This window comes from Streptomyces sp. TLI_185 (assembly GCF_003814765.1).
Lineage (GTDB): Bacteria > Actinomycetota > Actinomycetes > Streptomycetales > Streptomycetaceae > Streptomyces.
Window position 1 is genome coordinate 2,710,868 of sequence record NZ_RKRB01000001.1, and the last position, 17,443, is coordinate 2,728,310.

General features: G+C 68.9%; 13 protein-coding genes and 1 pseudogene. 1 reads left to right on the forward strand and 13 read right to left on the reverse strand.

Going from position 1 to position 17,443, the window contains the following annotated elements:
• The 8 genes from EDD92_RS12280 to EDD92_RS12315 form a co-directional block, all read right to left on the reverse strand.
• On the reverse strand, window positions 1-1,167 hold the full coding sequence (locus EDD92_RS12280) for a pectinesterase family protein (protein ID WP_123964331.1): 1,167 nt from the start codon (window positions 1,165-1,167) through the stop codon (window positions 1-3).
• Window positions 1,168-1,236: 69 nt separating this feature from the next.
• Window positions 1,237-2,550 carry a polysaccharide lyase family 1 protein gene (locus EDD92_RS12285; RefSeq protein WP_123964332.1) on the reverse strand — a complete coding sequence of 438 codons (1,314 nt, stop codon included), beginning with the start codon at window positions 2,548-2,550 and terminating at the stop codon, window positions 1,237-1,239.
• 17 nt (window positions 2,551-2,567) lie between these two features.
• Complete coding sequence (locus EDD92_RS12290; protein WP_123970366.1) at window positions 2,568-3,374, reverse strand: rhamnogalacturonan acetylesterase; 807 nt, start codon at window positions 3,372-3,374, stop codon at window positions 2,568-2,570.
• Between the two features lie 113 nt (window positions 3,375-3,487).
• Entirely contained in the window at window positions 3,488-4,825 is a 1,338-nt protein-coding gene (locus EDD92_RS12295; RefSeq protein WP_123964333.1) for a sugar ABC transporter substrate-binding protein, read from the reverse strand.
• Between the two features lie 67 nt (window positions 4,826-4,892).
• Entirely contained in the window at window positions 4,893-6,902 is a 2,010-nt protein-coding gene (locus EDD92_RS12300) for a pectinesterase family protein (protein ID WP_123964334.1), read from the reverse strand.
• 33 nt (window positions 6,903-6,935) lie between these two features.
• A complete protein-coding gene (locus tag EDD92_RS12305) occupies window positions 6,936-8,450 on the reverse strand; it encodes a glycoside hydrolase 43 family protein (protein WP_123970367.1) in 1,515 nt (504 codons plus the stop codon).
• A gap of 176 nt (window positions 8,451-8,626) precedes the next feature.
• A complete protein-coding gene (locus EDD92_RS12310; RefSeq protein WP_123964335.1) occupies window positions 8,627-9,472 on the reverse strand; it encodes a PmoA family protein in 846 nt (281 codons plus the stop codon).
• Complete coding sequence (locus EDD92_RS12315; RefSeq protein ID WP_123964336.1) at window positions 9,472-10,620, reverse strand: Gfo/Idh/MocA family protein; 1,149 nt, start codon at window positions 10,618-10,620, stop codon at window positions 9,472-9,474. Before EDD92_RS12315 ends, EDD92_RS12310 begins: the two co-directional genes overlap by 1 nt.
• Window positions 10,621-10,727: 107 nt before the next feature.
• On the opposite strand from EDD92_RS12315, the pseudogene EDD92_RS12320 reads away from it, so the two are divergent.
• A pseudogene (locus EDD92_RS12320) lies at window positions 10,728-11,873 on the forward strand (RNA-guided endonuclease InsQ/TnpB family protein).
• Window positions 11,874-12,079: 206 nt separating this feature from the next.
• Here EDD92_RS12320 and EDD92_RS12325 read toward each other — a convergent pair.
• The 5 genes from EDD92_RS12325 to EDD92_RS12345 all read right to left on the reverse strand — a co-directional run bounded on the left by EDD92_RS12325 (window position 12,080) and on the right by EDD92_RS12345 (window position 17,382).
• The gene (locus EDD92_RS12325) at window positions 12,080-12,964 is read right to left on the reverse strand and encodes a carbohydrate ABC transporter permease (protein WP_123964337.1); all 885 of its coding nucleotides are present in this window, start codon (window positions 12,962-12,964) and stop codon (window positions 12,080-12,082) included.
• Complete coding sequence (locus EDD92_RS12330) at window positions 12,961-13,896, reverse strand: carbohydrate ABC transporter permease (protein ID WP_123964338.1); 936 nt, start codon at window positions 13,894-13,896, stop codon at window positions 12,961-12,963. The genes EDD92_RS12325 and EDD92_RS12330 overlap by 4 nt, the downstream gene beginning before the upstream one ends.
• A 182-nt stretch (window positions 13,897-14,078) precedes the next feature.
• Window positions 14,079-15,809 carry an L-arabinonate dehydratase gene (gene araD / locus EDD92_RS12335; RefSeq protein WP_123964339.1) on the reverse strand — a complete coding sequence of 577 codons (1,731 nt, stop codon included), beginning with the start codon at window positions 15,807-15,809 and terminating at the stop codon, window positions 14,079-14,081.
• Window positions 15,806-16,717 carry a dihydrodipicolinate synthase family protein gene (locus EDD92_RS12340; protein ID WP_123964340.1) on the reverse strand — a complete coding sequence of 304 codons (912 nt, stop codon included), beginning with the start codon at window positions 16,715-16,717 and terminating at the stop codon, window positions 15,806-15,808. Before EDD92_RS12340 ends, araD begins: the two co-directional genes overlap by 4 nt.
• Window positions 16,714-17,382: a GntR family transcriptional regulator gene (locus tag EDD92_RS12345; RefSeq protein WP_123964341.1), complete on the reverse strand. Its 669-nt coding sequence runs from the start codon at window positions 17,380-17,382 to the stop codon at window positions 16,714-16,716. Before EDD92_RS12345 ends, EDD92_RS12340 begins: the two co-directional genes overlap by 4 nt.
• Window positions 17,383-17,443: the final 61 nt, after the last annotated feature.

Consider the following 17,443-nt stretch of genomic DNA (forward strand, 5'->3'; position numbering starts at 1 on the left):
TCAGCACCCCTCCTTCCACGGCCTCCAGTCACCGAGGTAGGCCTCACGGGTCGCCGACTCCGCCTGGGTGTCGGTGAGTTGGGGCCGGTTCTCGGGGACGGTGATCTCGGCGCCGGGCCCGGTGTTTCGGTACTCGGCGAACCGCTGGTTCTGCCACGGATAGGTGTCCGACATGTTGGTGTAGGGCGCGACCGCATCGATGCCGGGGCCGAGGCGGGTGTCCCGGACGGTGAGCATCGGGCGGGCGGTGGTGTCGGAGCCGGGCACCCAGGGCCGGGCCAACTTGTAGTAGGCGTCCGGGGCTTCGCTGCTCACCCGGCTGTGTGTCACCAGGTAGCCGTGCGGGTTGGCGACCGCCGTGGAGGGCGCGAAGACGAAGCCGTACGGGGCGGCTGCCAGGTCGGTGCGGTTCAGCGTCCGGAAGTGGCAGTCCTCGTACACCGCGGTCGCCCGGCCGAAGACGAAGTCGACGTCGCCTTCGACATAGCAGTGCGCGAAGTACTGCCGGGCGAAGGTGCCGAGCGCCATCGAGTCGGCGTACAGGGTGTCCTGGTGGCCGAGGAAGCGGCAGTGGGTGAACGCACTCCTGTCGCCCTGCACCTTGATGGCCACCGCCTGCGTGCCCGTGATGTCGGGGTGGTCGGCGCGCAGCCAGTCGTTGGCGAAGGTGATCCAGCGGGCGGTGAAGCCGTCGGCCTGCACGGTCGTGGTGGCTGAACCCGTGGTGCCATAGGTGCCGCCGCCGGGCTTGGGGGTGCCGGCCGCGTTGTCGTACACGATCACGACGTCACGGGGGTCCTCCGAGGCGCCGATCCAGGTCGCCTCCGTGCGGGTGACGTCGACGGCCACCGTCTCCCGGTACACGCCGGGGGCGAGCACCAGCGTCCGGCCGCTACCTCCCCCAGTGCTAAACGCCTGGGAGGTACCCCCAGCGGCGGTCACGGCGGCCTGGACACTCGCGAAGTCGCCGCGGCCCTTTTGGTCGACGTAGAGGGTGCCGGGCGTGAGGCGGCGGTCCGGGGAACCGTACCGGCCGAACGGGCGCGCCCCCGAGCCGGCCCGCGCGGGCGTCGACGCGAGGCCGAGCGCGGCGGCGGCCCCGGCGCTCGCGACGAGGAATCCCCTTCTGGACAAAGGGAGTTGAGGAGAAACTGAAGGCGAGGGCATGCGGGTACTCCTTCGCAGTGCGGCTCATGAGAGAAGCGGCCGGGGCGCCGGACGCCCCGGCCGGGGGCGTCAGTGCAGGTTGCCTGCGCCCGCGCAGTGGTCGACGATCCCGGAGATCGCCTTGGCCGGATCGACCTTCGTACGCAGGGTCGGCGTCCAGCCGGCACCCGAGCGGAGGATCTCGGTGGGCACCTCGGCGTTGTGGACTGCGATCAGATCGACCGGCTCACCGTTGACGTAGTTGTCGTCGGCGGTGAGCGGCGAGTCCTTCCACTTCTTCAGGATCTTCCCGGCACCGAGCCCGTCCGGCAGCGTGAACGCGTTGTGCTCGGCGACGAGCTGGGACTCCATGCCGATGCCGTAGCTGTAGGAGTAGCCGTCCTCGGCCACGAAGTGGTTGTTGTACGAGTCGACCTGCCCGAAGCGGATGCGCGGGGCACGCTCCACCAGGTTCGAGAACAGGTTGTGGTGGAAGGTGACCTTCAGATGCCCCCGGTCGACGGCGGCCGTCGAGGCGCTGTCGCTGTTGCCGATCAGGATCGTCTTGTCGTGGTCCTCGAAGACGTTCCAGGAGGCCGTGACGTAGTCGGCGCCCTTGACGATGTCGAGCTCGCCGTCGTGCTGCTCGTAGATCCGGCCGTAGTAGTAGGGCAGCGTGCTGTCCGGGTGGTCGCCGTCGGTGAACGTGTCGTGGTCCATCCACACATGCGTGGATCCGTAGATCACCGCGCTGTCGTACTCGGAGTTCCAGTTGCCGTCGGCGGTGTCGGTCGGGTCCCACTGCGGGAAGCAGTCGAGAGGGCTCTCGAAGGTCAGGTTCCTGACGACGACATTGTCGACGGCCTTGATCTGCAGGCTGGCACCCTTGAACCCGGCGTCCTTGCCGACGCCGATGATGGTGGTGTTGGCGGGTACGGCGGCCTTGATGTAGGCGTCCTGGTTGGCCTGGGAGGCGCGGCGCAGGCCCTCGGGGCTGTCGTCGGGCTCGCCGTCCAGGTTCTTGTCGTGGCCCCAGACCGCGGGGTCGTACGTCTTCAGATAGGTGGCGAAGTCGTACCCCGGTGCCTCGAAGGAGGCGCAGCTCGGCCCGTCGGCGTCGATCGTCGCCTTGACTCTGATGATCTTCGGCGCGCTGCCGCCCTCCACGAGCGCTCGCTTGAATCCGGCCCAGTCGGTGACGGTGTAGACATGCGCGGCGTCGGCGGCCGCGCCGCCGGTGGTGCCGGTGCCGTAGGAGCCCCAGCCGTCGTTCGCGCCGAGCGTCTGCCGGCCGAGGTCCCGGGCCTGGGCGTGGGCCGAGGCGGTTCCCGTGACGCCGAGCACCAGGGCGGTGCACCCCACGACGGACGCTATGACGCGTCCATGACATTTCTGTATACGCACTGTGCGGCTCTCCTTGGTTACGCGACCGAGGCGCTGCTCGCCTCGGGCCAGGTGATCCAGGACGTCGGAATCTCGTCGTTCAGCCGGATGACGTCCCGCGGCGCGAGCACTCGCGTGCGCAGCAACTCCCGTGCCACGAGCCGCGCCACGGCGATCGCGCCCGGCGGATTGAAGTGCGTGTTGTCCTGCTCGGTGGCGGTCCAGTTGAAGTAGACCTTCGTCTCCTCGACCCCGAGCCGCTGCCACAGCGCGAGCGACAGCGCCTCGACGTCGAGCAACGCCACCCGCTCCCGCACGGCGAGCGCGTGCATCGCCGCCGGGTACTCGCCATGGGTCGGCACGGCGTTCCCGTCCGCGTCGAACCTGCGGCGCTCGACGGGGGTCGCGAGCACGGGCCGGGCCCCGTGCGACCGTGCGCCCTCGATGTACTGACGCAGATATTCCTGGTACGTCGTCCAGGGCTCGGTGTAGCGGGTGGGGTCGTCGCTCTTCTCGTCGTTGTGCGCGAACTGGATGAGCAGGAGGTCACCGGGCTTGATCAGCCCGAGAATCACGTCGAGCCGGCCTTCGTCGAGGAAGCTCTTCGAACTGCGCCCGTTCACCGCATGGTTGGCGACGGACAGACCCTTGTTCAGGAAGAAGGGAATCGCCATACCCCACCCGGTCTCGGGAGCGGCGTCGGCGTATTTCTGGGCGGCGGTGGAATCACCGGCGATGTAGAGGATGCGATGGCGCTGCGCGGCTTGCGCGGTGCCGATGCCCGAGAGGGCGAGAGGAACGGCGGCAACAGCCGCCAGGCTGACCTGTCTGCGGGTAAGGAACACAACGGTGCCTTTCAAACAGGGATGAGGGGAAGCGCCCCTTTAGGGGCGCGGGGAACTGCGCGACCAGCCACGACCAACCGGCAGCCCCCCACAAACCGAAACCACCCGAGCTCTCAGTGGTTCTTCTTCCAGTCCGCCTGCGCCTTGTTCAACTGATCGGCAAGCGAGTCCAGGAAATCCTTCGCACTCATCTTCCCGAGCAGCACCTTCTGGAAGTTCGGCTCGTTGTCGGCCTTGGAGATCGTGTTCCAGTCCGGCAGGTAGTACGGCAACTGCACGATCTTGGTGTCGGCCCCGTTCAGCGCGGCAGCGGCCAGCTTCGTGGGCTCGGCCTTCTGGATCCACGCGTCCTGCGCCGCTTCCGTGTTCGCCGGAATCTGCCCCGCGGACTCGTTGAACTTGGAGTTCTCCTCGTGCGAGACGGCGAACTCGATGAACTTCCAGGCAGCCGATTTGTTCTTGCTGGACTTGAAGACACTCAGCCCGTCGACCGGGTTGGAGATCTGCACCCGGGTGCCGTTGTCCTGCGTCGGGTTGGGCAGCCCGCGGAACTTGTCCGGGCCCAGCGCCTTCAGATGGTCCTGATACGAACCCAGGTTGTGGCTCAGCATGCCGATCGTGCCGCTGTCCCACTGGGCGACCATCTTGGTGAAGTCGTTGTTGACGTCGGCGGAGGGGGTGTCCTTCTTGTAGAGCGCGACGTACTTCTCCAGCGCGGCAACGTTCTTCGGGTCGTTGACCGTCGTCTTGTCGCCGTTCCAGAACGAGGTGATGCCGCTCTGGCTGTACGAGGCGTCGAGCGCCGGCGCAATGGAGCCCTCGCCACCCCGAATGGTGAACCCGAACTCGTTCTTGCTCTTGTCGGTGAGCTTGTCGGCGGCCGTGTAGAACTTCGACCACGTCGTCGGCGCGTCCAGGCCCGCCTTCTTGAACAGGTCGGTCCGGTACCACAGCGTGCCGTTGTTGGACGAGGTCGGTATCTGGTACAGCTTGTCGCCGCCGCCCGCGGCCTTGCTGCCTTCGAGCAGGTTCTGGCTCAGCTTGCCGTTCAGGGAGCTCTTCGCCAGGCGGCTGTCCAGCGGCTCCAGCGCGCCCTGGACGGCGACCTCGGCGAGCATCGCGGTGCCGACGCCGCCGACGTCCGGCAGGCCGCCGCCCTGGATCGCGGTGTCGTACTTGGACTGGGCGCTCGCGGCCGGGATGCCGACGTAGTTGACCTTGATGTCCGGGTTCTTCTTCTCGAAGTCGGCGATGATCTGCTTCCAGATGTCGGTCCGGACCCCGCCGTTGTTGTCCCAGAAGGTGATCTCGCCCTTGCCGGAACCCTCGTTGCCCTTGTCCCCCGCGCTGCCGCTGCCGTCGTCGCCGCAGGCGGTGGCGGTCAGCGCGAGCACGGAGCCCAGGGCGACGGCGACGGCCGCGCGCCTGCTTCTGCGGATGCTGCTCTTCATTGGTCGGCTCTCTTCTTCTGGATCCAACGGAGATATGAAGTTGTGGGGGGCTGCTGCGGGAAGCTGATCAACGGCGGGCGTACGGCGCCCAGTTGTCGTTTCCCTTGAGGTAGTCGGCGACGGTGTGCGTTCTCGCGTCGGCGACGCTCATCTGCGGCCGGTCGGCGGTCACACCCGCTCCCGGCCCGTAGTTCCGGTACTCGGCGAACCGGGCGTCCTTCCACGAGAACCCGCTCATGTCGGTCCACGGCGAGGACTTGATCGCGGCCGGCAGCTCGGTGTCCCGGATCAGCACCTGGGCGACGGCCTCCGGTTCGCCGCCCGGGTGCCACGGCCGCCCGAGGTGGAAGGACTGCTCGGGTGCGTCGCTCACGACCTTCGACCGGGTGATCAGAAAGCCGTACGGGTTGCCGGTCCAGGTCGAAGCGGCGGTCATGTACCCGTTGTTGGTCGTGGATCCCCGGCTCAGCAGCCGGATCACGGACCGGTCGACCACGGTCGTGGCCCGCCCGTAGACGAAGTCGACGTCGCCCTCGATGTAGGAGTCGCGGAGGTATACCCGGCTGACGGTGGTCAGCTTGGGGCTGTCGGTCATCAGCGTGTCCTGGTTGCCCAGGAAGGCGGTGTTCTCGAAGACGATCCGGTCGCCGGTCGTCTTCATGGCGAGGGCCTGCTCGCCGTTCAGCTCGACCGCGGCCTCGTCGAAGTCGTTGCTGAAGGTGAGGTTGCGGGCAGTGACGTCGTTCGCGGCGATCCGCACCGTCGCACTGCCCGTCGAACCGCCGTACGCGGCAGGCGTGTCGTAGACGATGACGGTGTCGGAGCGGTCGTGTCCAGTCCCCTGCAGCACGATGTTCGGCCTGGTCGCGGGGATGTAGACCTTGGCACGGTACGTTCCCGGCGCAACCGCGACGGTCACGGGCACGGTGTTCCCGTCGGGCACTGCGTCCACGGCGGCCTGCACGGTCGGGTAGTCACCCGGGACGTGCAGGGTCACACCGATCCGCTTCTGCGGGCCCGAGAACCGCGTCACCAGCGCCGGCACGGAAGCTGCCGGGTCCAGCCGGTAGTCGTAGACCTTCCGGGGGTCGAAAGCAGCACCCCACTCGTCGGTGCGCCCCGTCGTGTTCTTCAGGATCGACCCGCGCTGCACCAACTCGGCGGTGGCATCGGCCTGGTAGGGGTGCTGGACGCCGTCGTAGTAACTGTTCTCGATGACCATCTTGGTGTGGCCGCGCGACCAGTTCCCGTACGTCCACACCGGGTCGCCGTCGGACACCTGGGCCGACAGGTAGTTGTTGTAGAGGTGGGCGTAGGCGCAGTTGTCCGCGGAAGGGCTGCGCTGCTTGGTGCCCGTGAACCAGTTGTGGTCGATGGTGACCTGGGTCTTGACGTTCGTCGTCCAGCCGATCCCGAACGCCTTGTTGTGGTTGCTGAACCGGTTGGAGGAGACGGTGATGTACTGACTGTCCTTGCGCAGGTCGATCAGCCCGTCGCCCATGTGCGTGAGGCGGTTGTGGTCGATCCAGACGTGGTCGACGGTGTCCATCTGGATGGCGTCGAAGTCCTGCGTCTTGCCGTCCCAGTCGCCCTCGACGTAGGAGTCCCGGATCGTCAGGTTGCGGATGATCACGTTGTGCGTGCCGGGGTTGAGGTGCAGTTCCCCGTGCACGATCTCGCCCGTGTCGCCGACGCCGATGATGGTCTTGTTCGAGCCGACGACGATGTTCGACCCGAAGGGTTCGACGGCGATCGATCCCGAGACGCGGATGATGTACGGGTCCTCGGCCGCCGCGTACGTGGCAAGCGAGGCCTGGTCGGTGACCGTCACGACCTTGCCGCCCGCGCCGCCGGTGGTGCCCCCGGCGAGGGAGGCGAAGCCGTGCGGCCGGTCGCTGAAGCGGTCGGCTTCGGCCGAGACCGAAGCCGAGGCCGAGGCCGAAGCGCTTGCCGGGGTCGCAGCCCTGGCCTGTCCGATCGTCCCGAGGCTCAACGCGGCCGCTAAACCGATCACGGCGGCCAGGACCTTGCCGGCCCCCGGTCTCAGCAAGCGCTTGCTATGGAGGTGCTGCGTCATTGCGGCTCCCAACAGGCGTACGGGTGCGGTGGGTTACTCGGGTGCGACGGGCGGCAAGGGGTCGATCCTGAAGTTCGTGAAGGTTGCCGCCCCGGCGTGCCCCGAGCCGACGGGCGCGAGCGCGAACAGGCCGAGCAGGGCGCCGACCCAGCGCCAGGGGGTGGCGGCGAAGACGGGGCCGGACGGGCGCGGGCCCTCTCCGAGGTCGTAGGAGAAGCAGCAGCGGGCGCCCGCCCCGATCTCGATCCGCAGCCGCACCCGCACCCGCCCCTCGCGGGCGATCCGCGGATGGTCGGCGTCCCGTTCCTGCTCGGCGACCCCCTCGGCGAACCGGTGCACGAGATGGACCGCCCCGTCCGCACCCCGCTGGAGCCCGATCCAGCTGAACGCGTCCCCGAGGACGGCGAGCCCGGCCCGCGCCCCCGGTTCCTCGCTGTGCAGCTTCAGCTCCACCTCGACCACCGACGGCGTACCGGGCAGCCGCTGCGTGAGGACGTTCGGGAGTCTGCGCAGGTCGTGTGCGTCGGCCGAGCGGACGCAGGTCAGCCGGAGCCCGTCGCCGGAGTGCTGGGTGGCCCAGCTGTCCTGAGGGTTGGCGGTCCAGGACCACTGGCGGCCGAAGCGGCCGCCGGGGAAGTCGTCGTCGGTGGCGGGCGCGGCGGGCGGCTGCGGCGGGAGATCGGGCTTCCGGTGTACGGCGACGGGGGCGCCCTCGTTGCCGATCACCGGCCAGCCGTCCGTGCCCCAGCTCATCGGCTGGAGGTGCACGACCCTGCCGTAGGCACCCTTCTGCTGGAAGTGCAGGAACCAGTCCTCGCCGGACGGGGTGCGCACCCAGCCGCCCTGGTGGGGGCCGTTGACCTGGGTGTCCTTCTGCTCCAGGACGATCCTCTCCTCGTACGGCCCGAAGAAGCCGCGCGAGCGGAGGGCGCCCTGCCAGCCGGTCTCCACTCCCCCGGCGGGAGCGAGGATCCAGAACCAGCCGTCGTGCCGGTAGAGCTTGGGGCCTTCGAGGGTGAACCAGCCGGGGATGCGATCGCCGTCGACGATCAGCTTGCCCTCGTCGAGGAGTTCGGTGCCGTGGGGGTGCATACGGTGGCCGGTGAGGCGGTTCTTGACGCCGGAGCGGGACTTGGCCCAGGCGTGGACGAGATATGCCTCACCGGTCTCCTCGTCCCACAGGGGGCAGGGGTCGATGAGCCCCTTGCCGGCCTTCACCAGGTGCGGGCGGGTCCACGGGCCGCGTATCTGTGGCGCGTTGATCTGGAAGATGCCCTGGTCGGGGTCGCCCCAGAAGATCCAGAAGCGGTCGTCGTGATGGCGCAGCGCGGGCGCCCAGACACCGCAGTCGTGGCGCGGGGTCCTGAACCCGACGGCGGGTTCGAGGCGTTCCAGCGCGTGGCCGACGAGCGTCCAGTTGACAAGGTCGCGGGAGTGCAGGAGGGGCAGGCCGGGGGCGCGGCCGAAGCTGGAGGCGGTGAGGTAGAAGTCGTCGCCGACGCGGACGACGTCCGGGTCGGACCAGTCGGCGTTGAGGATCGGGTTGATGTAGACGGTCGGGTCGGTGTAGACGGTCGGGTCGGTGTAGACGACCGGGCCGGTGCGGACAACCGGATGGGAATCGGCGGCCGGGTCGGTGCGGACGACCGGGTCGGTGTCGACGGCCGGGCCGGTATCGACAACCGGATGGGAGTCGACGGCCGGATTCGTGTTGGCGTCGTGCGTCACTGGCTCACCGCCTTCCGGACCAGTGCCGCCGCCTCGTGCCGGCTCAGGCGGCCGTCGGCGACTACGGTGACGATGCGCCGTACGACGGTCTCTCCGGGTGGGATCGGGAGCCGTTCGGTGTGCGCCAGGGACGAGCCCGCGCCGGGGTATTCGGCGGTGCGCACGAACCACGGGTCGCGGCGGGTGGTGGCCGTGGCGCCGGCGAAGACCAGGGTCCAGGTGGTGCCTGCGAGGGCGAGCCAGTCGGCGCGGGAGCCGTGCACCTCCGGTTCGCCGTCGCGCTCGGCGGTGAAGACATGCGGGGTGTCGTGCTCCTTGCGGGCGCGCCAGAAGAAGCCGCCGTAGGCCGCCCCTGGGCGTCCGTTGGTGGCCGGGCTGCCGATCGACAGTGGTCCGTCGGTGACGTTCGTGAGCGAGAACGTGAAGTCCAACGCCCAGGCGGCGTCGGTGAGTTCGGTGGCGGCGACCGTGCGGCGCTCGCGCAGCAGCTCGCCGCCGGACGCCACCCAGCGCAGTTCCTCCACGAAGCCGTCGGGGTCGCGCAGCTGGAAGGAGTTGTGGCGCTGGGCGCCGTGGTTGTCCAGCTCGGTGGGACCCTGGTCGCGGACGTAGGTCCGCCCGCCCCAGAAGTTGTGCCCCTCGACGTCGGGAACGGCGACACCGACGCCGAGGTGGTGGGTGTGGTCGGCGGGGCTCAGCTCGGTGACCGCCGTGCCGGCCAGGGTGGTGACGGGGTGCAGATAGGGGCGCGGGGAGAGCCGGGCCGGCAGTTCGGGCCGGGTGACGTAGCGGCCGACCGGGCGGCCCGCGACGCGCAGGACGGGCGAGTCGTTGGTCGTCATCAAGTGCTCACCTCTTTCGGTGGGGCCCAGGTGGCGCCGAGCTCGGAGTAGAGGGAGAGGGTGTCGGCGGCGGCCGCGACGAGTCCGTCGATGCCGTCCACGACCCTGCGGCCCTCGTCGGGGATCAGGTGCCAGGCGCCGGCCGGCAGCGGGGCCGGGTCGGGGGCCTGCCGAATCGCTTCAACGACCTTCATGAAGGCGCCGGTTGCGTCCGGGGTGACCAGGAGGTCGGCGCCGTCGGTGAGGTGGTCGACGAGGTTCTCCAGCAGGTCGGTGCGGCCGTACTCGTACTCCTCGGGGCCGTGGTCGGCGCGCTGGAGCAGGACGCGGTCCTGTTTGTACCAGAAGGTGATCCGGCCGCGGGTGCCGTGCACGACGACGTACGGCTCGTCGTCCCGCTCGGCGCACAGGGTCGCGGCGACGGTGACCTTTCGGCCCTGTGCGGTGGTGACACGGACGCAGGAGGTGTCGTCGGACTCGATGTCGTTGGCGCGCAGCAGCTCGAGCTCGATGGCGGTGACGTCCTCGGCGAGTGTGGTGCCGTTGAGGGCGAGTGCGGTGGCCACGGCGTGCGCCAGGGGGTTGGTGAGCACGCCGTCGATCACGTCGACGCCGTTCAGGCGCCGTTTGCCCGCCCAGGGAGCCCGCCGGTAGTAGGCCTCGGGCCGCACCCAGGCACCGGCCCCGCCGACCCCGACGACCTCGCCGACGGCGCCCTCGGCGACCATCGCGAGGATCGCCGGGACGGCGTGCGAGCCCAGCGACTGGAAGCCGATCTGGCAGACCACGCCCGCCTCGGCGACCCCGTCGGCCATCCGCCGGAACTCGGCGTACGACGGCGCGGGCGGCTTCTCCAGCAGCAGGTGCACGCCCTTGCGGGCGGCCGTGAGCGCCAGGTCGGTGTGGGTGGGGATCGGTGTGCAGACGACGGCGACCCGGGCGCCGGTGGAGTCCAGGAGCGCGCCGAAGTCGGCGGACTGCTCGGGCGTGCCGAGGCCGTCCGGGATCTCGTCCCCGGTCAGCGGGGTCAGCTCGCAGATGCCTGCCAGCCGTACGATCCCCTTGTCCTGGAGCCGGCGGATGTTGTCCAGGTGCCAGCGGCCGTGGCCGCGCGCGCCCGCGAGAACGATGGGTACAGCGATGCTCATGAGGCTCATTGGACACCTCCGAACAGCGAAGCGCCTGCAAGGCGATTCGGCGTCCCGCGCCAACAACCCGTCAGACGTCCACAGGCTGAGGTGATGGTTTGTGAGCCATGACCACTCACGTGAAGCGGGCGTTCAAGTACCGCTTCTGCCCGACCGATGCGCAGGCAGCTGAGCTGTCGCGCACGTTCGGATGCGTGCGGAAGGTCTACAACTTGGCGCTCGCGGCCCCCACCGAGGCCTGGACGCTCCGACAGGAGCGGGTCAACTACAACGGGACGTAGGCCATGCTGACGGCGTGGAAGAAGACCCAGCAGCTGGCGTTCCCCAACGACGTCTCTTCGGTCCCGCTCCAGCAGGCGCTGCGGCACCTCCAGGCCGCGTTCACCGCGTTCTTCGGCAAGCACGCGAAATGCCCGCGCTTCAAGTCGCGGAAGAAGTCCCGCAAGTCCGCCGAGTACACGTCCAGCGCGTTCCGGTTCTCGGACGGGAAACTGACGCTGACGAAGATGAGCGAGCCGCTCGACATCGTCTGGTCGCGTCCCCTCCCGGAAGGTGCGGCCCCGTCCACGGTGACGGTGTCCCAGGACGCAGCCGGACGCTGGTTCGTCTCTCTCCTCGTCGAAGACCCTGCCGTCCAGCCGCTCCCCGCAAACGGCCGGGCGGTCGGCGTTGACGCCGGGCTCGGCCATCTGCTGACCCTCTCGACCGGTGAGAAGATTGCCGACCCACGGCACGAGCGGCGCGACCGAACCCGTCTTGCCCGCGCGCAGCGGGAACTGTCTCGCAAGGCCAAGGGCGACGGCGCCAACCGCGCCAAGGCCCGCCGCAAGGTCGCCAAGATCTACGCCCGCATCGCCGATCGCCGCCGTGACCACTTGCACAAGCTGACCACTCGACTCGTGCGTGAAAACCAAACGCTCGTAATCGAGGACCTCACCGTCCGCAACATGGTGAAGAATCGCAAGCTCTCCCGCGCCATCAGCGACGCGGCACGGCGAGAGTTCCGCAGCATGCTGGAGTACAAGGCCACCTGGTACGGCCGCGAAGTGATCGCAGTCGACCGCTGGTTCCCCTCCTCCAAGCTGTGTTCCATCTGCGGCACGACCCACGACCGGGACGTGAACGCGGCGAAGAACCTTAAGGCCGCCGGACTGGCGGTGTCGGCCTGTGGAGCCGACGTAAGACCTCAACGGGAGTTCTCCCGAAAGGGGCAGTCGACGACGAAGCAGGAAACCCCGCGGCGCGAGCTGTAGGAATTCCCTCTCCTCGTGGAGAGGGAAGATGTCAAGGGATCCTCCCTGCGCCGCACCGCGCGCGGCGTCGTGACCGGTGCCGCCCTCGGTATCCGCCCAGCCGCCCCCCAGGGCGGGGGTGTCGGGGCTGATGCCGCCGGTCTCGGAGTGCCAAGGGACGCTCGGCGGTCCCAACGCCGATGCGATTACCGTGATCTGACGTCTCCTCATCCTTTTACCGCCCCTGCGCTGAACCCCGTGATCAGCCACTTCTGAATGAAGGCGAACACGATCACTACCGGTACGGCCGCGATGATGCCGCCCGCGGCGAGCGCGCCGAGGTCGACGCTGTCCGCGCTCATCAGCGTGTTGAGTCCGACGGGGATGGTCTGCTTGCTCTGGTCGCTCAGGAACATCAGGGCGAACAGGAAGTGGTTCCAGGCGTGCACGAAGGCGAAGGAGCCGACGGCGATCAACCCGGGCCGCAGCAGCGGGAGTACGACGATGCGGAAGGCTGTGAACCGGTTGCAGCCGTCGACCCAGGCGGCCTCTTCGAGCGAGTACGGCACGTTCCGGATGAACCCGCTGATGAGGATCATCGAAAGCGGCAGCTGGAAGACGGTCTCGGCGATGATGACACTCACAAGGGAGTTGATCATCCGCAGGTTGGCGAAGATCTCGAACAGCGGCACCAGGAGCAGCGCGCCCGGCACGAACTGCGTGCAGAGCAGGGCCAGCATGAAGGCCTTCTTGATCCGGAAGTTGAACCGGGCGAGGGCGTAGCCGCCGGCCAGCGCGACCAGCGTCGTCATCCCCAGGGTGGCGATGCCGACGAGCACGCTGTTCTGGAAGTAGGTGCCGAAGGCCCGCTCGTTCCAGACCTTCTCGAAGTGTTCGAAGGTCATCGGCCAGGGCACCAGCGAGGTCGAGCCGGGCCGGCGCAGAGCGAAGAGGAGGATCCAGTAGAAGGGGATCAGGGTGAAGAGGAGGTAGATCGACAGGGGGACGTAGATCTGCCAGCGGGGGACGTCGTCCCAGGCGCGGCGCTTCCTCCTCGGCCGGGCGGGCTCGGTGGCCACGCGCTCCGGCGCGGGTGCGATCTCGGTGATCACTTCTCCTCACCTCCGAACTTGCTCAGGCGCAGATAGACGATCGAGCAGAAGAGCAGAATCACGAACGCCACCGTGGTCAGGGCCGATGCGTAGCCGAAGTTGTGGCCGTCCACGCTGGTGTTGGCGATGTAGAGGGGCAGGGTGGTGGTCTCTCCCGCCGGTCCGCCACCGGTGAGGGTGTAGAGCAGGTCGACGTTGTTGAACTCCCACACCGCGCGCAGCAGCGTCGACAGCACGATCGCGTCCTTCAGATGCGGCAGCGTGATGTGCCAGAACTGTTTGATGCGGCTCGCGCCGTCGACCTCGGCGGCCTCGTACAGGTCCTTCGAGACGGACTGCAGGTCGGCGAGGATGAGGATCGCGAAGAAGGGGACACCGCGCCAGAGATCGGCAACCACCGCTGCCGGGAAGGCAGTTGAGGTGTCCGAGAGCCAGCTGGTGCCGTACGAGCCGATGCCCATGTCCGCGAGGTAACGGGTGACGCCCGTCTGGGAGTTGTAGAGCAGCACCCAGATCGCGGAGGTCAGCACACCGGACACGGCCCACGGGGAGAAGACGAGCGCGCGGCCCACCGCCCGCCCCACGAAGATCTGGTTGACGATGAGGGCGAGTGCGAGACCGAACAGCAGCTGCAGGCCCACCTCGACGACGACCCACTTGGCGCTGAAGGTCAGCGTGTCCCAGAACTGGGTGTCCTTGGTGAAGATCTGGACGAAGTTGTCGAAGCCCGCGTAGCCGTTCCGCCATGGCTTGGTGGGGTTGAAGTTCTGCAGGCCGTAGTAGAAGACGCTGATCACCGGGTAGGCGATGAAGCCCAGCATGAGCAGGGCCGCCGGGGCGATCAGCAGATACGGCAGCCTGCGCGGGGTGGCGGAGGCACGGCGCCGCCGGGGTGGCGCGGGCGGGTTCGCCACGGCTGCGGCTTGGGCCATGAGCGGGTCTCCGTTCTCGGTACATCGTGCGTGCGGCTTGCTCTTGTGGTGCAGGAAGCGCTTTCTCGATGTGCAGGGGTCCGCCTGGATTTCGCGGTACGGGGTGCCTTTGGTGTTGTGTGGCGAGTGCGGGTGTGATGTGGCTTGTCGCGCAGTTCCCCGCGCCCCTCACCGGGCTGCTGTCAACCGGCGTACGGGACTGGGGCCTTGCCTTGCCCGGCCAGGAACTTGAAGTCGCAGCCTGTGTCTGCCTGGGTGATCTGGTCGTTGTAGAGCGCGCCGTAGCCTCGCTCGTAGCGGGCGGGCGGGGGTGTCCAGTCCGCCCTGCGTCGCTCCAACTCCTCGCCAGCCACGTGGAGATGGAGGGAGCGTGCCTCGACGTCGAGGGTGATGAGGTCGCCGGAGCGGACGAGGGCCAGTGGCCCGCCGACGTACGACTCCGGCGCTACGTGCAGTGCGCAGGCGCCGTAACTCGTGCCGCTCATCCGTGCGTCGGAGATGCGGACCATGTCCCGCACGCCCTGCTTGAGCAGGTGGTCCGGGATGGGCAGCATGCCGTACTCGGGCATGCCCGGGCCGCCCTTGGGTCCGGCGTTGCGCAGCACCAGCACGCTGTCGGCGGTGATGTGCAACTCCGGGTCGTTGATGGTGCGTTGCATGGTCTTGTAGTCGTCGAAGACGACCGCGGGGCCGGTGTGCTTGAGCAGGTGCTGTTCGGCGGAGATGTGCTTGATGACGGCGCCGTCGGGGCAGAGGTTGCCGCGCAGGACGGCGACTCCGCCCTCGGCGGCGACCGGGTTCTCGCGGGTGCGGATGACGTCGTCGTTGTGGACGACGGCGCCCTCGATCTGCTCGCCCAGGGTGCCGTTGACCGTCGGCCGGTCCAGGTGCAGCAGGTCGGTGATCCGGGAGAGGAAGGCGGGCAGGCCGCCGGCGAAGTAGAAGTCCTCCATGAGGTACGTCTGTCCGGCGGGACGGATGTTGGCCAGCACCGGCACGGTGCGCGCGATGCGGTCGAAGTCGTCGAGGGTGAGCGGGACTTGGCAGCGTCCCGCCATCGCGATCAGATGGATGACCGCGTTGGTGGAGCCGCCGAGCCCGAGCACCGTGGTGACGGCGTCCTCGAAGGCCTCGCGGGTGAGGATCCCGGACGGCTTGAGCCCTGTCCAGGCGAGGTCCACGGCGCGGCGGCCGGAGGCGGCGGCCATCCGCTCGTGCCCGGAGTCGACGGCGGGGACCGAGGAGGCGCCCGGCAGCGTCATACCGAGGACTTCGGCCGCCGCGGTCATCGTGGACGCCGTCCCCATGGTCATGCAGTGACCGGGCGATCGCGCCAACCCGCCCTGCAGCTCCCGCAGTTCGCAGTCCGTCAGGTTGCCGGCGCGGTGCTCGTCCCAGTACTTCCACATGTCGGTGCCGGACCCGAGGGTCTCGCCGCGCCAGTGCCCCGGCAGCATCGGTCCCGCGGGCACGAAGACCGACGGTACGTCGGCCGAGGCCGCGCCCATCAGCAATGCCGGCGTCGACTTGTCGCAGCCGCCGAGCAGCACCGCCGCGTCGACCGGATACGACCGCAGCAGCTCCTCCGTCTCCATCGCGAGGAGGTTGCGGTAGAGCATCGGGGTGGGCTTCTGGTACGTCTCCGAGAGCGTGGCGACGGGGAACTCGAGCGGGAAGCCACCGGCCTGCCACACGCCCCGCTTGACCGCCTCGGCGCGCTCGCGCAGATGGACGTGGCAGGGGTTGATGTCGGACCAGGTGTTGAGGACCGCGATCACCGGGCGGCCCCGGTACTCCTCCGCCTCGTACCCCAGCTGGCGCATGCGGGCGTTGTGCGACCAGGTGCGCAGCTGGCCCTCGGTGCCGTACCACTGATGGCTTCTGAGTTCCTCGGGACGCATTCTGTCGGTCATATCGACCATCCGGCGGCTATGGCGGCGACCTCGGCGCGCTCGTCCTCGGAAAGGGTGCTGCTCGGCGGGCGGACGTCGCGGCGGCACAGGCCGAGGGAGGCGAGGGCCTCCTTGACGACGGTGACGTTGTTGGCGGAGCCGTGCGCCGCGCGGAGTTCCTCGAAGCGGCGGATCTGCTCCCAGACCTTCATGGCTGCCGGGTAGTCGCCGGATCGAAGCGCTTCGATCATGTTCAGCGAGACGGACGGGGCGACGTTCACGAGTCCGGAGGTGAAGCCGGTGGCGCCCCCGGAGAAGTAGGAGGGCGCGTAGGGCTCGGCGAGACCGGCGACCCACACGAAGCGGTCGAGCCCCGCGTCCCGTGCGAAGGCGGCGAACCTGGCGGCGTCCGGGACGGCGTACTTGACGCCGATGACGTTCGGGCAGGCGTCGGCGAGTTCGGCGAGGCGGGCTCCGGCCAGCTGGGCGTTGCGGATGTAAGGGACGACGCCCAGTTCGGGGACGGCCTCGGCGATGGCGCGGTGGTAGTCGACCCAGCCGGTCTGGGAGACGTACGGGTGGACGGGCTGATGGACCATCACCATCTGGGCGCCGTGCTCGCGGGCGTGCCGTGCGGAGGCGATGGCGGTGGGCAGGTCGTGGCCGACGCCGACGAGGATCGCGGCGCGGTCGCCGGTCTCATCGATGGTCAACTCCGTGACGAGACGGCGCTCTTCGGGGGCGAGGGCGTAGAACTCACCGGTGTTTCCGTTGGGAGTGAGGATGCCGATACCACCCTCGAGCAGCCGACGCAGCAGGGCCCGGTGGGCGTCCTGGTCGACGGTGCCGTCCTCGGCGAACGGGGTCACCGGGATCGCCACCACGTCGGCCAGGGCCGCCCGTTGGGTCTCGAACGTCACGCTGCTCATGCGGTGCCTTCCTGGTTCGCTGCCTGGCCGGTTGCCTGGGGGAACGCTCGCTCGACGAAGGACGCGATATGGGTGTGCAGGGCGCGTGCCGCGCCGTCGGCGTCGCCCTCCAGGGCGAGCCGCAGGATCTCCCGGTGCTCGCCGGCCTCCCGCTCCCAGGAGGGTGAGGCCGCCCAGGCCACGGCGGAGACGAGGGCCGCCTGGTCGCGGACCTCGTCGAGCATGCGGCCGAGCAGCGGGTTGCCGCAGGGCAGGTACAGGGCGCGGTGGAACTCCCGGTTGGCGAGGGACCGTTCGGCGGTGTCGGTGGCGTCGTCGGCCCTGGTCAGCGCGGTGCGGGCGGAGTCGAGTGAGGCCCCTCGCCGCACCGCCCGCCTGAGCGCCTCGGGCTCCAGCAGCAGCCGCACGTCGTACACCTCGCGCGCCATGTCCGCGTCCACCATGCGCACCGTGACGCCCTTGTACTGGCTCATCACGACCAGCCCGGTGCCGGCCAGGGTCTTGAGCGCCTCGCGCACAGGGGTCTTGGACACCCCGAACTGTGCGGCGAGCTCGGTCTCGACCAGGGCCTGACCCGGCGTCAACTGGCCGGTGAGGATGCGGTGTTTGATCGCGTCCAGCACGTACTGCGTGCGGGACGGGATCGGGGTGGGCACAGAGGTCATGCGCGCCTCTCGGAAGTCACGTATCAGATCTCGGGTATCTGATCTCGCGTATCTGATCTCG

What these genes read in the sequence shown, in the direction of transcription:
- EDD92_RS12310 (WP_123964335.1), bottom strand. Translation starts at nt 9,472, where the DNA reads ATGACGACCAACGACTCGCCCGTCCTGCGCGTCGCGGGCCGCCCGGTC.
- EDD92_RS12330 (WP_123964338.1), bottom strand. Translation starts at nt 13,896, where the DNA reads ATGGCCCAAGCCGCAGCCGTGGCGAACCCGCCCGCGCCACCCCGGCGG.
- EDD92_RS12280 (WP_123964331.1), bottom strand. Translation starts at nt 1,167, where the DNA reads ATGCCCTCGCCTTCAGTTTCTCCTCAACTCCCTTTGTCCAGAAGGGGA.
- EDD92_RS12345 (WP_123964341.1), bottom strand. Translation starts at nt 17,382, where the DNA reads ATGACCTCTGTGCCCACCCCGATCCCGTCCCGCACGCAGTACGTGCTG.
- EDD92_RS12315 (WP_123964336.1), bottom strand. Translation starts at nt 10,620, where the DNA reads ATGAGCATCGCTGTACCCATCGTTCTCGCGGGCGCGCGCGGCCACGGC.
- araD (WP_123964339.1), bottom strand. Translation starts at nt 15,809, where the DNA reads ATGACCGACAGAATGCGTCCCGAGGAACTCAGAAGCCATCAGTGGTAC.
- EDD92_RS12300 (WP_123964334.1), bottom strand. Translation starts at nt 6,902, where the DNA reads ATGACGCAGCACCTCCATAGCAAGCGCTTGCTGAGACCGGGGGCCGGC.
- EDD92_RS12295 (WP_123964333.1), bottom strand. Translation starts at nt 4,825, where the DNA reads ATGAAGAGCAGCATCCGCAGAAGCAGGCGCGCGGCCGTCGCCGTCGCC.
- EDD92_RS12340 (WP_123964340.1), bottom strand. Translation starts at nt 16,717, where the DNA reads ATGAGCAGCGTGACGTTCGAGACCCAACGGGCGGCCCTGGCCGACGTG.